19 protein-coding genes are annotated in these 20,986 nt (G+C 36.9%); 17 read left to right on the top strand and 2 right to left on the bottom strand.

Going from position 1 to position 20,986, the window contains the following annotated elements; translation table 11 throughout:
* Positions 1-118: 118 nt before the first annotated feature.
* From accD to ACW0JX_RS22375, 5 genes are all read left to right on the top strand, one after another.
* Positions 119-988, top strand: coding sequence for an acetyl-CoA carboxylase, carboxyltransferase subunit beta (gene accD / locus ACW0JX_RS22395; protein WP_089171827.1), 870 nt, complete (start codon positions 119-121; stop codon positions 986-988).
* Positions 976-1,950: an acetyl-CoA carboxylase carboxyl transferase subunit alpha gene (gene accA, locus ACW0JX_RS22390; RefSeq protein WP_061660088.1), complete on the top strand. Its 975-nt coding sequence runs from the start codon at positions 976-978 to the stop codon at positions 1,948-1,950. Before accD ends, accA begins: the two co-directional genes overlap by 13 nt.
* Positions 1,951-2,078: 128 nt before the next feature.
* Positions 2,079-3,038 carry a 6-phosphofructokinase gene (gene pfkA / locus ACW0JX_RS22385; RefSeq protein WP_000821157.1) on the top strand — a complete coding sequence of 320 codons (960 nt, stop codon included), beginning with the start codon at positions 2,079-2,081 and terminating at the stop codon, positions 3,036-3,038.
* Positions 3,039-3,091: 53 nt separating this feature from the next.
* Positions 3,092-4,849, top strand: coding sequence for a pyruvate kinase (gene pyk / locus ACW0JX_RS22380; protein ID WP_001232667.1), 1,758 nt, complete (start codon positions 3,092-3,094; stop codon positions 4,847-4,849).
* Between the two features lie 195 nt (positions 4,850-5,044).
* A complete protein-coding gene (locus ACW0JX_RS22375) occupies positions 5,045-5,434 on the top strand; it encodes an FxsA family protein (protein ID WP_088024387.1) in 390 nt (129 codons plus the stop codon).
* 578 nt (positions 5,435-6,012) lie between these two features.
* Here the strand turns inward: ACW0JX_RS22375 and ytvI are convergent.
* Positions 6,013-7,131, bottom strand: a complete 1,119-nt coding sequence (ytvI, locus tag ACW0JX_RS22370) for a sporulation integral membrane protein YtvI (RefSeq protein WP_006926492.1) — start codon at positions 7,129-7,131, stop codon at positions 6,013-6,015.
* A 419-nt stretch (positions 7,132-7,550) separates the two neighbouring features.
* On the opposite strand from ytvI, the gene ACW0JX_RS22365 reads away from it, so the two are divergent.
* The 5 genes from ACW0JX_RS22365 (at position 7,551) to ACW0JX_RS22345 (ending at position 12,648) form a co-directional block, all read left to right on the top strand.
* A complete protein-coding gene (locus ACW0JX_RS22365) occupies positions 7,551-8,012 on the top strand; it encodes a DUF441 domain-containing protein (RefSeq protein WP_000625507.1) in 462 nt (153 codons plus the stop codon).
* Between the two features lie 387 nt (positions 8,013-8,399).
* Positions 8,400-9,548, top strand: a complete 1,149-nt coding sequence (gene citZ, locus ACW0JX_RS22360) for a citrate synthase (RefSeq protein ID WP_000503651.1) — start codon at positions 8,400-8,402, stop codon at positions 9,546-9,548.
* A 160-nt stretch (positions 9,549-9,708) separates the two neighbouring features.
* The gene (gene icd / locus ACW0JX_RS22355) at positions 9,709-11,001 is read left to right on the top strand and encodes an NADP-dependent isocitrate dehydrogenase (RefSeq protein ID WP_071731427.1); all 1,293 of its coding nucleotides are present in this window, start codon (positions 9,709-9,711) and stop codon (positions 10,999-11,001) included.
* Between the two features lie 19 nt (positions 11,002-11,020).
* Positions 11,021-11,959 carry a malate dehydrogenase gene (gene mdh / locus ACW0JX_RS22350; protein ID WP_459245068.1) on the top strand — a complete coding sequence of 313 codons (939 nt, stop codon included), beginning with the start codon at positions 11,021-11,023 and terminating at the stop codon, positions 11,957-11,959.
* Between the two features lie 215 nt (positions 11,960-12,174).
* Positions 12,175-12,648 (top strand): MaoC family dehydratase, encoded by a 474-nt coding sequence (locus ACW0JX_RS22345; protein ID WP_000914180.1) that lies wholly within the window; start codon positions 12,175-12,177, stop codon positions 12,646-12,648.
* A gap of 56 nt (positions 12,649-12,704) precedes the next feature.
* Here the strand turns inward: ACW0JX_RS22345 and ACW0JX_RS22340 are convergent, their stop codons facing one another.
* Positions 12,705-12,836, bottom strand: coding sequence for a hypothetical protein (locus ACW0JX_RS22340; RefSeq protein ID WP_001238014.1), 132 nt, complete (start codon positions 12,834-12,836; stop codon positions 12,705-12,707).
* A gap of 95 nt (positions 12,837-12,931) precedes the next feature.
* Here ACW0JX_RS22340 and ACW0JX_RS22335 point away from each other — a divergent pair, with 95 nt between their 5' ends.
* The 7 genes from ACW0JX_RS22335 (at position 12,932) to coaE (ending at position 20,927) form a co-directional block, all read left to right on the top strand.
* Positions 12,932-13,168: a hypothetical protein gene (locus tag ACW0JX_RS22335; protein WP_053563568.1), complete on the top strand. Its 237-nt coding sequence runs from the start codon at positions 12,932-12,934 to the stop codon at positions 13,166-13,168.
* 162 nt (positions 13,169-13,330) lie between these two features.
* The gene (gene phoP, locus ACW0JX_RS22330; protein WP_001065220.1) at positions 13,331-14,050 is read left to right on the top strand and encodes a two-component system response regulator PhoP; all 720 of its coding nucleotides are present in this window, start codon (positions 13,331-13,333) and stop codon (positions 14,048-14,050) included.
* Positions 14,043-15,806 carry a sensory box histidine kinase PhoR gene (phoR, locus tag ACW0JX_RS22325; RefSeq protein WP_001032099.1) on the top strand — a complete coding sequence of 588 codons (1,764 nt, stop codon included), beginning with the start codon at positions 14,043-14,045 and terminating at the stop codon, positions 15,804-15,806. The genes phoP and phoR overlap by 8 nt, the downstream gene beginning before the upstream one ends.
* A gap of 285 nt (positions 15,807-16,091) precedes the next feature.
* On the top strand, positions 16,092-18,725 hold the full coding sequence (gene polA, locus ACW0JX_RS22320; protein ID WP_459245067.1) for a DNA polymerase I: 2,634 nt from the start codon (positions 16,092-16,094) through the stop codon (positions 18,723-18,725).
* Positions 18,726-18,737: 12 nt separating this feature from the next.
* Positions 18,738-19,568, top strand: a complete 831-nt coding sequence (gene mutM / locus ACW0JX_RS22315; RefSeq protein ID WP_459245066.1) for a DNA-formamidopyrimidine glycosylase — start codon at positions 18,738-18,740, stop codon at positions 19,566-19,568.
* Positions 19,569-19,640: 72 nt separating this feature from the next.
* On the top strand, positions 19,641-20,273 hold the full coding sequence (ytaF, locus tag ACW0JX_RS22310; RefSeq protein ID WP_000281743.1) for a sporulation membrane protein YtaF: 633 nt from the start codon (positions 19,641-19,643) through the stop codon (positions 20,271-20,273).
* 51 nt (positions 20,274-20,324) lie between these two features.
* On the top strand, positions 20,325-20,927 hold the full coding sequence (gene coaE / locus ACW0JX_RS22305) for a dephospho-CoA kinase (RefSeq protein ID WP_000219286.1): 603 nt from the start codon (positions 20,325-20,327) through the stop codon (positions 20,925-20,927).
* Positions 20,928-20,986: the final 59 nt, after the last annotated feature.

Raw genomic sequence — 20,986 nt, 5'->3', positions numbered from 1 at the left:
TAAACGTAAAGAGTGAGGTTATTAGACAGATTGAGAAGATAAGGCTAACATCAAACTTTGGTGTTAGCCCCATTTTCTTCTTACGCTAACCTTAGCTCTCAACGAAGGGGGTCAAATTGTGCTAAGAGATTTATTCGTGAAAAAGAAAAAGTACGCTGCAATACCTTCAGAACAAGTACGAAAAGATGTGCCAGATGGCGTTATGACAAAATGTCCGGAATGTAAAAAAATCATGTATACGAAAGAACTTTTAAAAAATTTAAAAGTATGTGTGAATTGTGGATATCATCATCCTATGAATGCATGGGAACGTCTTGATAGTATATTGGACGAAGGGTCATTCCGTGAGTATGACAAAGAAATGGTTTCATTAAATCCACTGGAGTTTCCAGGTTATGAAGAGAAACTCGAGAGCGATCGTAAGAAGACTGAATTGAACGAAGCGGTTGTAACTGGTGAAGGAACAATTGATGACATGCTTGTTGTTGTTGCAGTAATGGATTCTCGTTTTCGAATGGGGAGCATGGGCTCTGTAGTAGGAGAAAAAATCGCCCGTGCGGTTGAAAAGGCGTACGACTTACAAGTTCCATTTATTATCTTTACTGCTTCGGGTGGTGCCCGTATGCAAGAAGGGATATTAAGTTTAATGCAAATGGCAAAAACAAGCGTAGCTTTGAAAAAGCATAGTAATGCAGGAGGGTTATTTATTTCTGTTATGACTCACCCAACGACGGGCGGGGTTTCAGCGAGTTTCGCTTCACTTGGTGATTATAATCTTGCAGAACCAGGTGCACTTATCGGATTTGCTGGTAGACGTGTAATTGAACAAACGGTGCGTGAGAAACTACCGGAAGATTTCCAAACGGCAGAATTCTTACTAGATCATGGTCAATTAGATGCGGTGGTGCATCGTGATAATATGAGAGAATCGCTTCGCAAGATTTTAGAAGTTCATCAAGGAGGGGAAATGGCTGTATGGCAGAGCTAGAATTTGAAAAACCAGTTGTTGAGCTAAGAAATAAGATTCGTGAACTGAAAGACTATACGAAAAACAGCCAGATGGACTTCAGTGAGGAGATTCGTATTTTGGAAGAAAAGCTAGAAAATTTAGAGGAAGATATATACGGCAATCTAAAAGTATGGGACCGTGTTCAAATTGCTCGTCATGCAGAACGACCGACAACGCTCGATTATATTGAGCACTTATTTACTGATTTTTTCGAATGTCATGGAGATCGTCTATTTGGCGATGATGCAGCGATTGTCGGCGGCATTGCGAAATATAAAGGGATGCCTGTAACTGTAATTGGGCATCAGCGCGGAAAAGATACGAAAGAAAATATTCGCCGTAACTTTGGAATGCCTCATCCAGAAGGATATCGAAAAGCACTGCGTCTCATGAAACAAGCGGAAAAGTTTAATCGTCCTATTATTTGTTTCATCGATACGAAGGGAGCTTATCCTGGTAAAGCAGCTGAAGAACGTGGACAAAGTGAAGCTATTGCCCGCAACCTATTTGAGATGGCAGGTTTAACGGTACCAGTTATTTGTATCGTTATCGGTGAAGGCGGTAGTGGTGGTGCGCTAGGTCTTGGAGTAGGAGATTACATTCATATGCTAGAAAATTCCACTTATTCTGTTATTACACCAGAGGGTGCAGCGGCAATTCTTTGGAAAGATGCAGGAAAAGCAAAGGAAGCTGCAGAGGCAATGAAAATTACAGCAGCAGATTTGAAAGAATTAGGTGTAATTGATGAAATTATTCCAGAGACAAAAGGTGGAGCTCACCGTAATATTTTGAAACAGTCAGAAAATATAGACTTAATGATTAGAAAAACTTTTGAACAATTAAACGGAATTTCGAAAGATGAATTAATCGAAAAACGTTATGAAAAATATATGAAAATTGGGCAAGTTTCGTTTTCAAACGCTTCCATTGGGATAAAATAATAAAAGCGTGCGTTCCTCTTCGCGAATGCACGTTTTTATTATGAAAAGACACATCTTCTCCATTGTGTTTTTATATTTTTTCGTGTTATTTTATTATAAGGCAAATAATCTTTATGAGGTGAGTACAAATGAAACGTATTGGTGTATTAACAAGTGGTGGAGATTCACCTGGTATGAATGCTGCCATTCGTGCAGTTGTTCGTAAAGCGATTTTCCATGATATTGAAGTATATGGTATTTACCATGGATACGCTGGATTAATTTCTGGTCACATTGAAAAATTAGAACTTGGTTCTGTTGGCGATATTATCCACCGCGGTGGTACGAAATTATATACAGCAAGATGTCCTGAGTTTAAAGACCCAGAAGTACGACTAAAAGGTATCGAGCAATTAAAGAAACATGGTATCGAAGGACTTGTTGTTATTGGTGGAGATGGTTCTTACCAAGGCGCTAAAAAATTAACTGAACAAGGATTCCCATGTGTTGGTGTACCAGGTACAATCGACAATGATATCCCTGGAACAGACTTCACAATTGGTTTCGATACAGCTTTAAACACTGTTATTGATGCAATTGATAAAATCCGTGACACAGCTACATCTCATGAACGTACATATGTTATCGAAGTAATGGGACGTCACGCTGGTGATATCGCATTATGGGCTGGTTTAGCTGATGGTGCAGAAACAATCTTAATTCCAGAAGAAGAGTATGACATGGATGATGTTATCGCTCGTCTGAAGCGTGGTAGTGAACGTGGTAAAAAACACAGTATTATCGTTGTAGCTGAAGGTGTTGGAAGTGCAATTGACATCGGTAAGCACATTGAAGAAGCAACAAACTTTGATACTCGTGTAACTGTATTAGGTCACGTACAACGTGGTGGATCACCAAGTGCACAAGACCGTGTATTAGCAAGTCGTCTTGGCGCAAGAGCAGTTGAATTGTTAATTGCTGGTAAAGGTGGACGTTGTGTAGGTATTCAAGATAACAAACTTGTTGATCATGATATTATCGAAGCGTTAGCTCAAAAGCATACAATCGATAAAGATATGTATCAATTATCTAAAGAATTATCCATCTAATCGGCGTAATGTCAGATATTTGGGAACGGTTTCATAATTTTCGGAGGTGCAATATGCGTAAAACTAAAATTGTATGTACTATAGGTCCTGCTAGTGAAAGTATTGAAAAATTAGAGCAATTAATCGAAGCAGGTATGAACGTTGCTCGTTTAAACTTCTCTCATGGTAGCCATGAAGAGCACGGAGCTCGTATCAAAAACATTCGTGAAGCTTCAAAGAAAACTGGTAAAACAGTTGGTATCTTACTTGATACAAAAGGTCCAGAAATCCGTACTCACGACTTCGTAGACGGACAAGCTGAGCTTGTAACAGGTGCAGAAGTAGTTCTTTCTACTGAGCAAGTATTAGGCACTGCAGAGAAGTTCTCTGTATCTTATGCTGGTCTTTATGACGATGTAGACCCAGGTTCTCGCATTCTAATCGATGACGGTCTTATCGAACTAGAAGTAATCGAAAAAGCTGATGGAAACATCCGTACAAAAGTTCTTAACAGCGGAACTGTAAAAAATAAAAAAGGTGTTAACGTACCAAACGTAAGCATTAAGCTTCCTGGTATCACTGAAAAAGACGTAAAAGATATCATCTTCGGTATCGAGCAAAAAGTTGATTTCATCGCAGCTTCATTCGTACGTAAAGCGTCTGACGTATTAGAAATCCGTGAATTATTAGAAGAGCATGGCGCTCAATACATCCAAATCGTACCGAAAATCGAAAACCAAGAAGGTATCGACAACATCGATTCAATCTTAGAAGTTTCTGACGGTTTAATGGTAGCTCGTGGTGATATGGGTGTAGAAATTCCACCAGAAGAAGTACCATTAGTACAAAAACGTCTAATCAAAAAATGTAACGTGTTAGGTAAACCAGTTATTACTGCGACACAAATGTTAGACTCTATGCAACGTAACCCACGTCCAACTCGTGCGGAAGCAAGTGACGTAGCTAACGCAATCTTCGATGGTACAGATGCAATCATGCTTTCAGGTGAAACAGCTGCTGGTCAATATCCGGTAGAAGCAGTAACAATGATGGCTAACATTGCAGTACGTGTTGAAAAATCATTACAATACGAAGATATGTTCAAAAAACGTATTAAAGAGTTCACTCCAACAATTACAGATGCAATTAGCCAATCTGTTGCGCATACAGCACTTGCTCTTGATGTAGCTGCAATCGTAGCTCCAACAGAAAGTGGACATACTGCGAAAATGATCTCTAAATACCGTCCAAAATCTCCAATCGTAGCTGTAACATCTGACGAGCAAGTAGGACGTCGTCTTGCACTTGTTTGGGGTGTACAAGCATTTATGGCTGAGAAGCGCGCAGCTTCAACTGACGAAATGCTAGATACAGCAATTCAAACAGGTATGGATGCAGGTCTAATCGGCCTTGGAGATACTGTAGTAATTACTGCTGGTGTTCCAGTTGCTGAAACTGGTACAACAAACTTAATGAAAATCCACGTTGTTGGTGAAGAAGTTGCTAAAGGACAAGGGATCGGTCGTAAAGCTGCAAAAGGTAAAGTAGTTGTAGCAAAAACAGCTGCTGAAGCTGTAGCGAACGTAAACGAAGGTGATATCCTTGTTACAACAAGCACTGATAAAGATATGATTCCTGCAATCGAAAAAGCTGCTGCTTTAGTGGTAGAAGAAGGTGGCTTAACAAGCCATGCAGCTGTTGTAGGCGTATCAATCGGTATTCCTGTTATCGTTGGTGTAAACGGCGTAACAGCAACTTTAAAAAATGGCCAAGAAGTAACAGTTGATGCAGCACGCGGAATTGTTTATAATGGACATGCGGAAGTGCTATAAGTAATACGGAGAGAAGGATCGGAGTCCTTCTCTTTTTTTTACACAAAAACGAGATGGAATTAGCTTAAAACGCCTAGAATTGCTTTTAAAAGCTGTTTGTTATGGGTTTTAATATGAAAGGGTATTTATATTGCATATGATGTATATAGGCGTTGTGAGGGCGTTAAAAGTGAGTTGAGAGAGAGGTGTAGAACTATGAAGTGGTTACTATTCTTGTTTATTTTAATACCGGCGATTGAGATTACGGTCTTAATTGGATCAAGTCATGTAATAGGTTTATGGTCTACGTTCGCTATGATTGTATTTACAGGTGTTGTAGGTGTGTATTTGGCGAAAAGACAAGGATTTAAAGTGCTTGGAGAGATTCAATCTAAGTTGAATAGAGGGGAAATGCCAGGTGAGGCAGTACTAGATGGCATTTTTGTATTTGTAGGAGGTATTCTCTTGGTGCTTCCTGGGTATGTGACGGATGTGCTAGGGTTTATCTGCGTGATCCCTATTACGAGAGCTTTATTGAAGCCACTTATTATGAAGTGGATGGAATGGAAATTTAGAAAGAATTCTACTATTATCATTCAGAAGTAGCACTTAGATTATAACGATCTAAGTGCTATTTTTTTGTCTTGTAAGAGGAGGGGAGCTTTCTGATTGAGGCTTTGCTTTACCGCGCTATTTGTGGGGGGCGAATGATGAGTGGGGATGAACAAAACGTCCGCTTATTATATTTGCTATATAATTTTCGTTTGAACTCTTGTTGTGCTTCGATTAAACGTGTGATTTTTTAGTGCTATTAATTTGGATGAATAAGATGGTGCGAAATGCAGCCAAATTAAAGTTTTGCTTTTGCATATAAAGGAGCGATTGGTGTAAAGAATTCATATAAAAGGTGGTGATTGTTACTTGAAGCCTTATTTTATGCTATTTTGTATATTTATTCATTTACATAAAAAGTAATAAATGTAAGTAATAATTATAGATAAAATGGAATAAAAATGTATTTTTAGCTAGAATATATGTTTTTTTATGCAAAAAAACAAGAGGATTATCCTGTTTCTGGGTAATGCTCTTGTTGCGTGTGAGTAGTGTGAAAAATAGGTAAAAGGAATAATCAGTGGGAATTTCCCACTGATTATAGCTTGATTTTTTGTATGAATTAGAAACTGTTATTTTGAAGGTGAACCTTTAATATATTTCCACAAGTCATGGAAGACATTAGCTTTGTGTAATGTATTAAGTAGTACTAAGGTGACTGGACCGATGATTAATCCTAAAAAGCCAAAAAGTTTAAAGCCGACAAATAGAGCGACGAGTGTTGCTAGTGGATCGAGACCGATGTTAGATGAAAGTACTTTCGGTTCCATAATTTGTCTTTGGACAATCACGACGATGTATAAAATGAGAAGACCAATGGCGAATGCGGTATCGCCAGTGAAAAATACGTATATAACCCATGGAACGAAGACTGCGCCTGTTCCTAAATATGGTAGTAAATCTACAACTCCTGTAATAATCGCAATAGTAATGGCGTATGGTACGCGTAATATTAAAAGTCCGATTAGTACAATAACGGTTGTCATAGATACGAGTGTAAGTTGTGCTTTCACAAAACCGAATAAAGCTTTTTTTAAGTCGACAAAAATAGTTTTTCCGTAGCCATGTACACGATTTGGTAGTAATTTTCTTGCTTTTTGAGCAAGACGGTGCCAATCGTAACTAATGAAGAAAGTGGCTAATAAAATGAATACAAGGACAGTTAAAGTTGTTGGCAGTGCACTAATGAAATTCGTTAACCCGCTTATAATGGCGGTTAAAAGTTCTTTCATTTGTGTTGTTGCCTCTGTTCCTAAGTTTTGAATGTTTTGTGTAATTGTATAGCGCTGTGGTTCTCCAAGATGATTAAATTTAGAGATTAAATCATCGTAGAGAGGCATAATATGATTAAGTGCAAATTGCTGAGCGAATGTAACGATATCTGGAAACTTTACTGTAACAAGTTGTAGTAAGTATGTTGTGGCAGATATTGCTTCAGTCACAAGATATGTAACAAGTCCAACGATAGCTCCAAATACGAGAATTAAGCTAACGAGTACTGCTAGTGCGCGAGGAAATTGTAGTTTTTGATTAAGGAAATTGACGACAGGATTAATCAAATAAGCAAATGCAAAAGCGATAATAAAAGGATAGATAAGCCCTGACATGTATAGTAATACATAGAACCCAGCTACCGTTGCTACAATGACAAATATGAGTCGCAATATCATATATAGTAAGTTTCGGTTCAAAGATGTATACCTCCCATTCCAATTTGGATTATCCTAATTCGTTCAACTTATAACGAGTGTGCCCCACTGATTAAAGTTTCACTTTATGTTATAGTGGAATGATGGATTTTTCCTGCTTTTTCAGTATGTGAGTGACTGTGAAAGCTTGGTGTTGATGCTTCTACTATATGGTAAAAACTTCATTTTCTCTTCTTTTTATTTTACCTGTTTCTAATTAGAAAAGAAAGAAGAGACGCCTGTTTTTTAAAATGTATACATGCTTAAATTTTTATGGTGAAAGTCTCAATTTATCATTTTAAAATACATAAAAAATGAAGTGATTCATGTTGAATAGGCATCGATATATCATGTATAACGATAGGTTTAAAGGTATTTTTGTTTGGAAATGAGTTCATTATTTTCAGAAAGGAAGTGCAAACATGATTAGTCAGTCAACGTTATTTTTATTCATACTACTTATTATAGGACTTATTGCGAAAAACCAATCGCTTACTGTGGCTATTGGTGTGTTATTTTTATTGAAGTTTACGTTTTTAGGAGATAAGGTCTTTCCTTATCTACAAACGAAAGGAATTAACCTAGGTGTAACGGTCATTACAATAGCGGTGCTCGTACCGATTGCGACGGGGGAAATAGGTTTTAAACAACTTGGAGAAGCGGCAAAATCTTATTATGCGTGGATTGCTTTAGCTTCAGGTGTAGCGGTCGCTTTGTTAGCGAAAGGCGGCGTACAATTGTTGACAACGGATCCTCACATTACAACTGCGCTTGTTTTTGGGACAATTATAGCGGTTGCGCTATTTAATGGGGTTGCTGTTGGTCCGTTAATTGGGGCTGGAATTGCCTATGCGGTTATGAGTATTATACAAATGTTTAAATAAGGAATTTTATAGTAATATAAAATTTTTGAATTCTTTCTGTTCACAAAAGTCAGATAATTGTTTATAATAGGATTAGAAACTTTGAAAAGTTACATAACAGCAGAGACTTTACACCAGATAAAATAAAAACAACATAAAACAATTTTATAATGATATTGTTTTATGTTGTTTTTATCATAAAACTCTTCGGAATGTATTTTCCTCACTAACTTGTTGTTTTGAGCGTGAGGATTCGGGGAGACATTCACGCTCATGCTTTCCATGTAAACAATGGACAATAAGAGGGGAACATCGCAACAAATTTGCATGATCGTGCATTTTGCTTGCCTAAAGAGTGAACGGGCGTTCATAATTCATAAGGGGAGCAAATAGATATAAGGAGCAAGGTTGGGAGAATTTTCAGGAAAAGGAGAGAATGTCATGACTGTTATTCGAGGTTTAGAAGGGGTAGTAGCAACAACATCATCTGTGAGCTCTATTATTGATGATACATTAACTTATGTTGGGTATAATATTGATGATTTAGCTGAGAATGCTACGTTTGAAGAAGTAGTGTACTTATTATGGCACCGCAAGCTTCCTAATGAAAAAGAACTAGCGGAATTTAATGAAATTGTATCTGAATACTATAAAGTTCCAGGTGAGATTTTAACATATTTGAAACAAGTAGATTTAAAAATTGCACATCCGATGTCTGTTTTACGAACTGCAATTTCCATGCTATCATTATACGATGAGAGCGCTGAAATTATGGATGAAAAGTCCAATTATTTGAAAGCGGTTAAATTACAGGCTCAAGTGGGAACTTTAGTTGCTGCTTACGCGAGAATCCGTAAAGGTTTAGATATTGTTGAGCCAAGAAAAGATTTATCATTAGCTGCAAACTTCTTGTACATGTTAAATGATCGCGAGCCAAATGAAGTTGAAATTGAAGCTTTTGATAAGGCACTTGTACTTCATGCAGATCATGAGTTAAACGCTTCTACATTTACTGCACGTGTTTGCGTAGCTACACTGTCAGATGTATATTCTGGTATTACAGCAGCAATCGGTGCATTAAAAGGTCCTCTTCACGGTGGGGCAAATGAAAATGTAATGAAGATGTTAACTGAAATTGGCGAAGAAGAAAATGTAGAGTCATATATTCATAATGCTCTTCAAAATAAAGTGAAAATCATGGGCTTTGGCCACCGTGTGTATGAGCAAGGTGATCCACGTGCAAAACACTTACGTGAAATGTCTAAGAGATTATGCGTGCTTTTAGGAGAAGACAAATGGTATAATATGTCTATCAAAATTGAAGACATTGTAACAAAAGAAAAAGGTCTTCCACCAAATGTCGATTTCTATTCAGCTTCTGTATACCATTGTTTAGGAATTGACCATGACTTATTTACACCTATTTTTGCAATTAGCCGTATGTCAGGCTGGTTAGCTCATATTCTAGAACAATATGAAAACAACCGTTTAATCCGTCCGCGTGCTGATTATAATGGACCAACGCATCAAGTGTATGTTCCAATCGCACAAAGATAAGCGAAAAACACTATTTCGATAGTGAAAATACGCTTTCAAAAGTCTGATTTTTTCGGAAAGATGTAATGATTAGAATATTTTAATTTGACTAACGGTTTGAACTGAGGGGTTATTCCCTCAGTTTCATACATATGAAATTTCAAACATGGGGGTTATCACATTGACGACAGGTGAAAAAATTACTGTAACTAATGGTGTTATGAATGTACCAAACAATCCGATTATTCCATTTATTGAAGGAGATGGAATTGGTCCTGATATTTGGGCAGCTGCATCTCGCGTAATAGAAGCAGCAGTTGAAAAAGCTTATGATGGTGAGAAGAAAATCGTTTGGAAAGAAGTGCTTGCAGGGGAAAAAGCATTCAACCAAACAGGCGAGTGGTTACCAGAAGAAACTTTAAATTTAATTCGCGAATATTTAATCGCAATTAAAGGTCCACTTACAACTCCAGTTGGCGGTGGTATTCGTTCTCTAAACGTAGCACTTCGTCAAGAATTAGATCTATATGTATGTCTACGTCCAGTTCGTTATTTTGAAGGTGTTCCTTCACCTGTAAAACGTCCGGAAGATACTGATATGGTTATTTTCCGTGAAAATACAGAAGACATTTATGCTGGAATTGAATATGCACAAGGATCTCCAGAAGCAGAAAAAGTTCTTACTTTCTTAAAAGAAGCAATGGGTGTTAATAAAATCCGCTTCCCAGAAACATCTGGTATTGGTATTAAACCAATCTCAGAAGAAGGGACAAAGCGTCTTGTTCGTGCTGCAATTCAATATGCAATTAATGAAAAACGCTCTTCTGTTACATTAGTTCATAAAGGAAACATTATGAAATTTACAGAAGGTGCTTTCAAAAACTGGGGTTACGAAGTAGCGGAACAAGAATTCGGCGACAAAGTATTTACTTGGGCTGAATATGATCGCATTGTTGAAAAAGATGGTAAAGATGCAGCAAATAAAGCGATGGCAGACGCTGAAGTGGCTGGAAAAATCATCGTAAAAGATTCTATTGCAGACATCTTCTTACAACAAATTTTAACTCGTCCACGTGAGTTCGATGTTGTTGCAACAATGAACTTAAATGGTGACTATATCTCTGATGCACTTGCTGCACAAGTAGGTGGAATTGGTATTGCACCTGGTGCAAACATTAACTATGTGACTGGACATGCTATCTTTGAAGCTACACACGGTACAGCTCCAAAATATGCAGGTTTAGATAAAGTAAACCCATCTTCAGTTCTTCTTTCAGGTGTATTATTATTAGAACACTTAGGATGGAATGAAGCAGCGAAATTAGTAACAGATTCAGTTGAGAAAACAATTGCATCAAAAGTAGTAACATATGACTTCGCTCGCCTAATGGAAGGCGCAACAGAAGTGAAGTGTTCTGAGTTTGCTAATGAGCTTATTAAAAACATGGATGTAGCGATAATCAAAAACGCATAATTAAAGCGGGGGGTAAATTATGACAATCAAACGCAAGAAAGTTTCAGTCATCGGTGCAGGATTTACAGGAGCAACAACGGCATTCTTATTAGCACAAAAAGAACTTGCAGATGTTGTATTAGTGGACATTCCACAACTGGAAAATCCAACAAAAGGGAAAGCGTTAGATATGTTAGAAGCGAGCCCAGTACAAGGTTTTGATGCTAACATTATTGGAACATCTGATTACGCAGATACTGCTGATTCTGACGTTGTCGTTATTACAGCAGGTATTGCACGTAAGCCTGGTATGAGCCGTGATGACTTAGTAGCAACGAACTCTAAAATTATGAAAAGTATTACGCGCGACATTGCAAAACATTCACCAAATGCAATTATTGTTGTGTTAACAAATCCAGTTGATGCAATGACATATTCTGTATTTAAAGAAGCAGGATTCCCGAAAGAGCGTGTAATTGGCCAATCGGGCGTATTAGATACAGCTCGTTTCCGTACATTCATCGCACAAGAATTAAATCTTTCTGTGAAAGACATTACAGGATTTGTTCTTGGTGGACACGGTGACGACATGATACCTCTTGTGCGTTATTCTTATGCAGGCGGTATTCCGTTAGAAACGTTAATTCCGAAAGAGCGTTTAGAAGCAATCGTAGAACGTACACGTAAAGGTGGCGGTGAGATTGTAGGCTTATTAGGAAACGGTAGTGCATATTACGCACCAGCAGCTTCTTTAGTTGAAATGACAGAAGCAATCTTAAAAGATCAACGCCGTGTATTACCAGCTATTGCGTACCTTGAAGGTGAGTATGGTTATAGTGACCTTTACTTAGGGGTACCAGTAATTCTAGGTGGTAACGGAATTGAAAAAATTATTGAATTAGAACTTCTTGCAGATGAAAAAGAAGCGTTAGATCGCTCTGTAGAATCTGTACGTAACGTAATGAAAGTTCTTGTTTAATAATTGAATAGTAGTGAAAAAGATTCGGGATTCCGAATCTTTTTCTACTATTTACCGAATTGTTTTTTTGAAATAATATGAAAACGCTATCATTTGTAATATCCTATAATGAAACTATAGATTTATACTATACATTGCCCTCATCATAGTAAATTTCGGATAAGGTATCGCTTTTAGTAGGATAATAAGGTGAAAAAATCGGAGGGGGTTGTAACATGTTAAAGAAAAAAGTTCAAATTGGTCGTAAAATGGATGAAATTACAGTAGGAGAGAAATTATCTATCACTGAAAAAATTGAGGATAAAGATTTGTTATTGTACTTAGGGTTAACGAATGATGCCAATCCATTATATATTCAGCATGATTACGCATCCCAAACTCCGTATGAAAAGCCGATTGTACCAAGCATTATGCTAACGGGAATGATTACAACGGCAGTTACGAAATATTTACCGGGTCCAGGAAGTCATATTACTAGGAAGGACCTTACGTTCGTGAAGCATGTTCACCATTATGAAACGTTACAAATCCACTTTGAAGTTGTGGCTGTTTCTGAGGAGGAACATACAATTGATATGCTTGTATCTGCTCATGATGAAAAAGGAGAAACTGTTGTAAAAGGTTCATTAACAGTCACGCCGCCTTTTAAATCTGTTTCCATTATGGAAAAAGCATTAGATAATTTTTAAAAGATGAAAATATGAATAGCGCTAGCATACCTTGAATAAGGATGCTAGCGCTATTTTTAGTTGAAAAATCCTTCTTTGAACCCTTCAGCAAATTCTGAGCACCCCGTTTTAATCGTATCCCAGCTCGGTACGTTAAAAGTAAGGAAACATGTTACTACTAAAGTTAAAATAGGTAGTAATAGTCGCATAATAGACCCCTTTTTATATTCGGATTATTGGATTAACAATATTTACTATATTATAATTTGATAATTTAAGTCAATGGAAGGAGTGATTCTTTAAGATGAGGTGGAAAGGAGAAAACGTTATCTTTGAAACGGTAAGAGAAGCTGAAGTGTGGGCAGACGGGGTTGCGAATGAAATGTACGGGAGAGTATTTGATGGATATGAAACACCGGATTATAAAATAGCGTATGCTCTTTCGTTTTTCCTAGCACAAAATCAAGATTTTATAGTTCATACGGAAGTGAGCTTTAAAGAAGAGAGAGTAATCTATAAAGTTTGGCAAAATCCTGTGTAGTTGCAGGTGAATCGTAATTACTTCTATTTTCTCAATTCTACACAAACGATCTCCATGAATAGACAATTATATTGAGAGGGACCTTGTTTTCTAGTATGATGAGAATAACGGGGAAAATACTAGGATGAAGAAGGTTTCAAGTCTATAACTTGGAGGAAAAGAATGAACAATCGTATTTTAGTAGTTGATGATGAGGAATTTATCTTAACTTTAATCGAATTTAATTTACAACAAGCTGGGTTTGAAGTTATAACAGCGATGGATGGAGAAATGGCGCTTCAAAAAGCGACAACAGAACGCCCAGATTTAATTATATTAGATTTAATGCTTCCGAAAATGGATGGTATGGAAGTGTGTAAAGAATTACGATTGCAGCGCGTTATGACGCCGATTTTAATGTTAACGGCAAAAGATGATGAGTTTGATAAGGTGCTAGGCCTTGAACTTGGGGCAGATGATTATATGACGAAGCCATTTAGTCCAAGGGAAGTTGTTGCTCGTGTGAAGGCGATTTTGCGCCGCACGAAATTACAACAAGAAGAACAAGTTGCAGAAGCGCCAGATGAAGATAGCATCACAATTGCAGAACTTAAAATTTTACCGGAGTTTTATGAGGCTTATTTCCAAGGAAGAAAGCTTGAATTAACACCAAAAGAATTTGAACTACTTGTGTATCTTGCGAAAAATAAAAGTCGCGTGTTGACGCGTGATCAATTATTAAGTGCTGTATGGAATTACGATTTTGCTGGTGATACACGAATTGTTGATGTTCATATTAGCCATTTGCGCGATAAAATTGAACAAAATACGAAAAAACCGACGTACATTAAAACGATACGTGGTTTAGGATATAAATTAGAGGAGCCAAAAGGGAATGAATAAATTTCGTTCCAGGCTTCTTTTTACATTTGTTTCTCTTATTGTATTTATTTTAGTTGGACTAGGTTTATTGCTAGAAACTGTGTTTGAAAACTACTATATAGATCATGCTAAAGAGAGAATGGTAAAAGAGACGGAGTATGTTGCGGCGTTAGCAGAAGAGCAAGGTTTTGATAATGTCTTAAAAAATCCATACGTATTTGAAAAGTTAGAAGAAAAAATACCAGCTTCTATCGTATTTGTGGATGAAAAAAAGAAAGTTCAATATAGAAAAGGACAAGAATTGGCATTTAGTCCAGAGACGATTAAAGAACTTACTTCGGAATTGGCAAAACAACGAAGTAAAGTGATTACGAAAGAGACAGATCGAAAGAATGAATTTTATCATGCGGTGTTCGTTCAAGATGTAGAAGGAAAACAAGGATACGTTTTGGTGAAAAGTACAATCGATCCTTTAAAAGACGTACATCAAAAAACGTGGGGATTATTAATTATCGGATTTGTTATTGCTTGTCTCGTAGTTGTATTTTTAGGTATGAAAATTACAGGGCAATATATTAGGCCGATTGAATCGGTTACAAAAGTTGCAATTGAATTGGCAAAGGGTAATTATAAAGCACGTGCATACGAAAGTCATTCGGATGAAACAGGAATGCTGAGTAAAGCGATTAATATTTTAGCTCGTAACTTACAAGAGATGACACTTGAACAAGAAATGCAGCAAGATCGTCTGCATACGTTAATTGAAAATATGGGAAGCGGAATGATTTTAATTGATAGCCGCGGGTATATAAACCTTGTAAACCGCTCTTATAAGGAAACTTTCCACGTAACAGATGAAGAATATTTAGATCGCTTATATTATGAATCGTTTCATCATACAGAAATTATTGAGCTTGTAGAAGAAATCTTTATGACAGAAGTGAAAGTGCGTAAACAAATGTTATTGCCACTTGGAATTGAGCGGAAGCATTTCGAAGTATATGGAGCGCCGATTATCGGGACAAACCATGAATGGAAAGGGATTGTTCTCGTATTCCATGACATAACAGAGTTAAAGAAATTAGAACAAATGAGAAAAGACTTTTTAGCGAATGTTTCTCATGAATTAAAGACACCGATTACTTCTATTAAAGGTTTTTCAGAAACACTCTTAGACGGAGCGATGGATAATAAAAAATTCTGCGAACATTTCTTGCACATTATTTTAAAAGAAAGTGAGCGCATGCAAGGATTAATTGAAGATTTATTAGATTTGTCAAAGATCGAACAACAAGGATTTAAATTAAATATGGGAACCGTTGACATGAAGGGGCTGCTTGAAGATATTCATATGGTGCTTGATAATAAAGCAGGAGAAAAAGAAATCTCTTTACAAGTGAATGTATTAAAACGTGCTTCTGTTATTGGAGATCCAAGTCGTTTGAAACAAATCTTTATTAATTTAATAAATAACGCGATCGTATATACACCGGCTGGAGGCGTTGTTTCAGTAGAGTTAGCGGAAGATAAGTATAATGCTTATATAAAAGTATCGGATACTGGAATTGGTATTAGTAAAGAGGAAATTCCACGTATTTTTGAACGCTTTTACCGAGTGGATAAAGCGAGAAGTAGAAATACTGGTGGTACAGGCCTTGGATTATCAATTGTAAAGCATTTAGTAGAGGCGCATCACGGTACAATTACAGTGGATAGTGAAGTTGGGGAAGGGACAACATTTACAGTTGTTTTACCAAAATCAGCAACTGAAAAATAGGATGAAGGATGTTTACAATATATTAACAATGGCTTAATTAAATATTAATAAAGCTCTGTTAATATAATACATGAAAACCCCTTCATCCAAGGAGTAATTTTGGACGAGAATAGTTAAGCTGTTCTCGTCACTTCCCTTTATGCCAATATAAGTCTGTTTTATATATGAAAGAAAATAACCGTTATTTTTCTTCTCTCTATTAGTCATGTTAATATAGAGAGAGGAAAGGAACGGTTTTTTTCTGTGAAAAAAATCATTTCAAATTTGTATGGGGAGGTTTCAATTTTGGAAAAAAAGGTCGTATTAGTAGATGGTAATAATATCGCGTATCGTGCTTTCTTTGCACTACCGCTTTTAAATAACGACAAAGGTATACATACGAACGCAATTTACGGTTTTACAATGATGTTAATGAGAATATTAGAGGAAGAAAAGCCAACTCATATGTTAGTGGCGTTTGATGCAGGCAAAACAACCTTCCGTCATAAAACGTATAGTGAGTATAAAGGAGGACGTCAAAAGACTCCACCTGAATTATCAGAGCAGTTCCCGTTTATTCGTGAGATGCTGGATGCGTTCAATGTACCGCGTTATGAATTAGAAAATTATGAAGCGGATGATATTATGGGAACGCTAGCAAAAGAAGCGAGTGAACAAGGAGCAAGTGTAAAAGTTATTTCAGGAGATAAAGATTTACTTCAACTTGTTTCTGATAACACGCTTGTATGTATTCCGCGAAAAGGGATTACGGAAGTAGATGAATATACGAAAGAATCTTTATTTGAAAAATATAGCTTATCACCAAAGCAAATTATCGATATGAAAGGTTTAATGGGAGACCAATCAGATAATATTCCGGGTGTACCAGGAGTTGGTGAAAAAACGGCGATTAAATTGTTAACACAGTTTGGAACGGTTGAAGAAGTGTATGAAAATCTAGATCGAGTAAGCGGGAAGAAATTAAAAGAAAAACTGGAAGAAAATAAAGAACAAGCTCTTATGAGTAAAGATCTAGCGACTATTATTACAGATGCGCCGATTACAGTTCATGTGGATGATATGGCGTATAAAGGATATGAAGCAAGTGATGTGATTCCAATGTTCGAGAGTTTAGGATTTACATCTCTTTTAAATAAATTAGGCGTTACGCCAGAAGAAACAGCTCCAGCTGAATTAGATGATATTACATTTGATATTGTGGAAGAAGTTACAGAAGAAATGCTTCAGCAAGATAGTGCGCTTATCGTAGAAGTGCAAGAAGATAATTATCATAAGGCGGACATTCAAGGCTTTGGTATTCAAAATGAAAATGGTTGCTACTTTATTCAGAAGGATATTGCTCTTGCGTCGGATGCATTTAAAGCATGGCTTGCAAATGGAGAAATGAGAAAGCATACATTTGATGCGAAGCGAGCAATCGTTGCACTGAAATGGAATGGGATAGATATGCAAGGGATTGACTTTGATCTATTAATCGCTGCTTATTTACTTGACCCGGCTGATACAGATAAAGATTTCCGTACTGTAGCGAAAATGAAAGAAACGCATGCTGTGAAATCAGATGAAGAAGTTTACGGAAAAGGTGCGAAGCGTGCTGTTCCAGAGTTAGAAGTAGTAGCGGAGCATGTGGCTCGTAAAGTGCATGTATTATATGATGTAAAGCAAACATTCGTTGAAGAGTTAAAGAAGAATGAGCAATATGAACTGTTTACAGAGTTAGAATTGCCACTTGCGCGTGTATTAGCTGATATGGAAGTAAAAGGTGTAAAAGTTGATACGGAGCGTCTTCGTAATATGGGAGAAGAACTTGCAGGTAGATTAAAGGAAATGGAACAGGAAATTTATAAGCTTGCGGGAACAGAATTTAATATTAATTCACCGAAGCAGCTTGGTGTAATTCTGTTTGAGAACTTAAACTTACCGGTTATCAAAAAGACGAAAACAGGTTATTCTACGTCAGCTGATGTATTAGACAAGCTTATGGATCGCCATGAAATTATTCCAAATATTTTACATTATCGTCAATTAGGGAAACTAAATTCAACTTATATTGAAGGTTTACTGAAAGTTGTACATGAAGATTCATCTAAAATCCATACTCGTTTCAATCAAGTGTTAACGCAAACAGGTCGATTAAGTTCAACGGATCCGAACTTGCAAAATATCCCGATTCGATTAGAAGAAGGAAGAAAGATTCGTCAGGCATTTGTTCCATCAGAAGAAGGTTGGATTATGTATGCGGCTGATTATTCACAAATCGAACTGCGTGTATTAGCTCATATTGCAAATGATAAAGGGCTAGTTGAAGCATTCCAGCATGACATGGATATTCATACGAAAACAGCTATGGATGTATTTGGCGTTGAAAAAGATGAAGTAACTTCAAATATGAGACGACAAGCGAAAGCTGTTAACTTCGGAATTGTGTATGGTATTAGTGATTATGGTCTTTCACAAAACTTAGGAATTACAAGAAAAGCAGCAGCGGAATTTATTGAAAAGTATTTAGAAAGTTTCCCTGGTGTACAAGAATACATGGAGGACATCGTAAAAGATGCGAAACAAAAAGGATATGTGGCTACATTATTAAATCGTCGTCGTTATATTCCAGAAATTACGAGTCGTAATTTCAATTTACGTAGCTTTGCTGAGCGTACAGCGATGAATACACCAATTCAAGGTACTGCAGCAGATATTATTAAAAAAGCGATGATTATTATGGCAGATCGTTTAGAAGAAGAAGGATTACAAGCGCGTCTTCTTCTGCAAGTACACGATGAATTAATATTTGAAGCACCAAAAGAAGAAATTGAAAAATTAGAGCAGCTTGTACCTGAAGTAATGGAGCATGCGATTGAACTCGCAGTTCCGCTGAAAGTTGATTATTCTTACGGTCCAACTTGGTACGACGCAAAATAAGGAAGTGATGAAATGCCTGAATTACCAGAGGTTGAAAACGTCAGACGGACACTTGAAAATCTTGTAACAGGAAAAACGATTGAAGATGTTATTGTTACTTATCCAAAAATAGTGAAACGACCAGATGATGCAGAAATCTTTAAAGAAATGCTAAAAGGCGAGAAGATTGAAAATATAAAGCGAAGAGGAAAGTTTTTGCTTCTATATGTAACAAATTATGTTATTGTTTCACATTTGCGTATGGAAGGTAAGTTTTTACTACATCAAGAGGATGAGCCTATTGATAAACATACGCACGTCCGTTTCTTATTTACAGATGGAACTGAATTACATTATAAAGATGTGAGAAAGTTTGGTACGATGCATCTCTTTAAGAAAGGTGAAGAGATGAACAAAATGCCTCTTGCTGACTTAGGGCCGGAGCCGTTTGATGCTGAATTGACACCACAGTATTTACAAGAAAGATTGCAAAAGACAAATCGTAAAATAAAAGTTGTGCTATTGGATCAGCGTCTTTTAGTAGGGCTTGGAAATATATATGTGGATGAAGTTTTATTCCGTTCTCAAATTCATCCGGAACGAGAAGCGTCGTCTTTGACAAAAGAAGAAATTGAGCGAATTTATGAGGCTACGGTTACAACGCTAGGAGAAGCAGTGAAGCGTGGCGGAAGTACAATTCGAACGTATATCAACTCACAAGGGCAAATTGGTTCGTTCCAAGAACTCCTAAATGTATACGGAAAAAAAGGAGAACCGTGTGTAACTTGCGGTACGATATTAGAAAAAACAGTTGTTGGCGGGCGAGGAACGCATTACTGCCCAATTTGTCAGCCAAGAATATAGAAAAGAGATAACATCGGATAGGCATTTGTCATATACATACAGCAGAGCTATGTATAAGGGAGGAGCTTACCGATGTACCTTTATTTATCTCTTATTTTATTAGCTTTTACATTAAGCTTAGATAGCTGTAGTGTAGGGCTAACATATGGTTTAAGAAGCGTAAGAATTCCACTAAGATCAATTATAATTATCGGAATGTGTTCAGCGGCTGTTATGCTTGTTTCAATGGGAATTGGACATATGATCGCGAAAGTATTTTCACCTGTTATCGCAACGCGTATCGGTGGGCTTGTTCTTATTGGAATAGGGATTTGGGTATTGTATCAATTTTTTCGAAGTGAAAAAAAAGAAGAACCGAAGCAAGAGGAGAAGGTCTGGAAATTAGAGATTGCCTCGCTAGGGCTAGTGATTCAAATTTTACGGAAACCGACTGTAGCAGATTTTGATAAATCAGGCACCATTTCTGCAGGAGAGGCATTGCTTCTTGGTATCGCTCTTTCTGTAGACTCATTTGGTGCCGGAATTGGTGCATCTTTATTAGGGTATGCACCCGCTATGATGGCGATATTAGTTGCAATTATGAGTTCTTTGTTTTTATTTATTGGAATGAAACTTGGAACGGTTTTATCGAATATGAAGTGGTTACAAAAATTTACATTCCTGCCTGGGGTATTACTGATTATAATTGGAATTTGGAAAATGTAAGTATGGGCGTGGAACATTGGTTTCGCGCCTTTTATTATGAGGAGGATTATTATGACAGTAGTAATTGGATTAACGGGAGGCATTGCAAGCGGAAAAAGTACGGTATCAGAAATGTTTCGTGAGCTAAGTATACCAGTTATTGATGCAGATGTTATTGCAAGAGAAGTTGTAGAACAAGGAAAACCAGCATATAACAAAATAGTAGAAGTGTTTGGAGCGGAAGTGTTACAACAAGATGGGGAACTAGATCGTCCAAGATTGGGAAGCATCGTTTTCTATAATGAAGAAAAACGATTGCAGTTAAATAAAATTGTGCATCCTGCAGTGCGTGAGGAAATGAATAGGAAAAAGGAAATGTACATAAAAGAAGGTATGCAAGCGGTTGTGTTAGATATTCCTCTCTTATTTGAAAGCAAATTAACAAGTCTCGTTGACCGCATTTTAGTTGTAGCGGTTAAGCCGCATACGCAATTAGAACGTTTAATGAAACGAAATAACTTTTCAGAAGAAGAAGCAACAGCTCGTATTCAATCTCAAATGCCGTTAGAAGAAAAAGTGAAAAATGCAGATGAAGTGATAAATAATGATGGCACAATTATGGGAACGAAAACACAATTGCAGGTAATTTTAAAGAAGTGGAACATTATTGACTAAAAAATTGTGAAATTAATGAAAATGCTTAGTGACATATCTCCTTTTTGTGTTATACTATT

This window comes from Bacillus sp. C-3-6 (assembly GCF_054509685.1).
Note: the sequence above shows the minus strand (reverse complement) of the source record. Positions and strands in the feature narration are given on the sequence as shown.

Bases quoted from the DNA above. Each gene is read 5' to 3' on its own strand.
- ACW0JX_RS22375 (WP_088024387.1), top strand. From the start codon at position 5,045: ATGAAGTGGTTACTATTCTTGTTTATTTTAATACCGGCGATTGAGATT.
- coaE (WP_000219286.1), top strand. From the start codon at position 20,325: ATGACAGTAGTAATTGGATTAACGGGAGGCATTGCAAGCGGAAAAAGT.
- ACW0JX_RS22365 (WP_000625507.1), top strand. From the start codon at position 7,551: ATGATTAGTCAGTCAACGTTATTTTTATTCATACTACTTATTATAGGA.
- pyk (WP_001232667.1), top strand. From the start codon at position 3,092: ATGCGTAAAACTAAAATTGTATGTACTATAGGTCCTGCTAGTGAAAGT.
- phoP (WP_001065220.1), top strand. From the start codon at position 13,331: ATGAACAATCGTATTTTAGTAGTTGATGATGAGGAATTTATCTTAACT.
- mutM (WP_459245066.1), top strand. From the start codon at position 18,738: ATGCCTGAATTACCAGAGGTTGAAAACGTCAGACGGACACTTGAAAAT.
- accA (WP_061660088.1), top strand. From the start codon at position 976: ATGGCAGAGCTAGAATTTGAAAAACCAGTTGTTGAGCTAAGAAATAAG.
- ytaF (WP_000281743.1), top strand. From the start codon at position 19,641: ATGTACCTTTATTTATCTCTTATTTTATTAGCTTTTACATTAAGCTTA.
- pfkA (WP_000821157.1), top strand. From the start codon at position 2,079: ATGAAACGTATTGGTGTATTAACAAGTGGTGGAGATTCACCTGGTATG.
- ACW0JX_RS22340 (WP_001238014.1), bottom strand. From the start codon at position 12,836: ATGCGACTATTACTACCTATTTTAACTTTAGTAGTAACATGTTTCCTT.
- mdh (WP_459245068.1), top strand. From the start codon at position 11,021: ATGACAATCAAACGCAAGAAAGTTTCAGTCATCGGTGCAGGATTTACA.
- ACW0JX_RS22345 (WP_000914180.1), top strand. From the start codon at position 12,175: ATGTTAAAGAAAAAAGTTCAAATTGGTCGTAAAATGGATGAAATTACA.
- phoR (WP_001032099.1), top strand. From the start codon at position 14,043: ATGAATAAATTTCGTTCCAGGCTTCTTTTTACATTTGTTTCTCTTATT.
- ACW0JX_RS22335 (WP_053563568.1), top strand. From the start codon at position 12,932: ATGAGGTGGAAAGGAGAAAACGTTATCTTTGAAACGGTAAGAGAAGCT.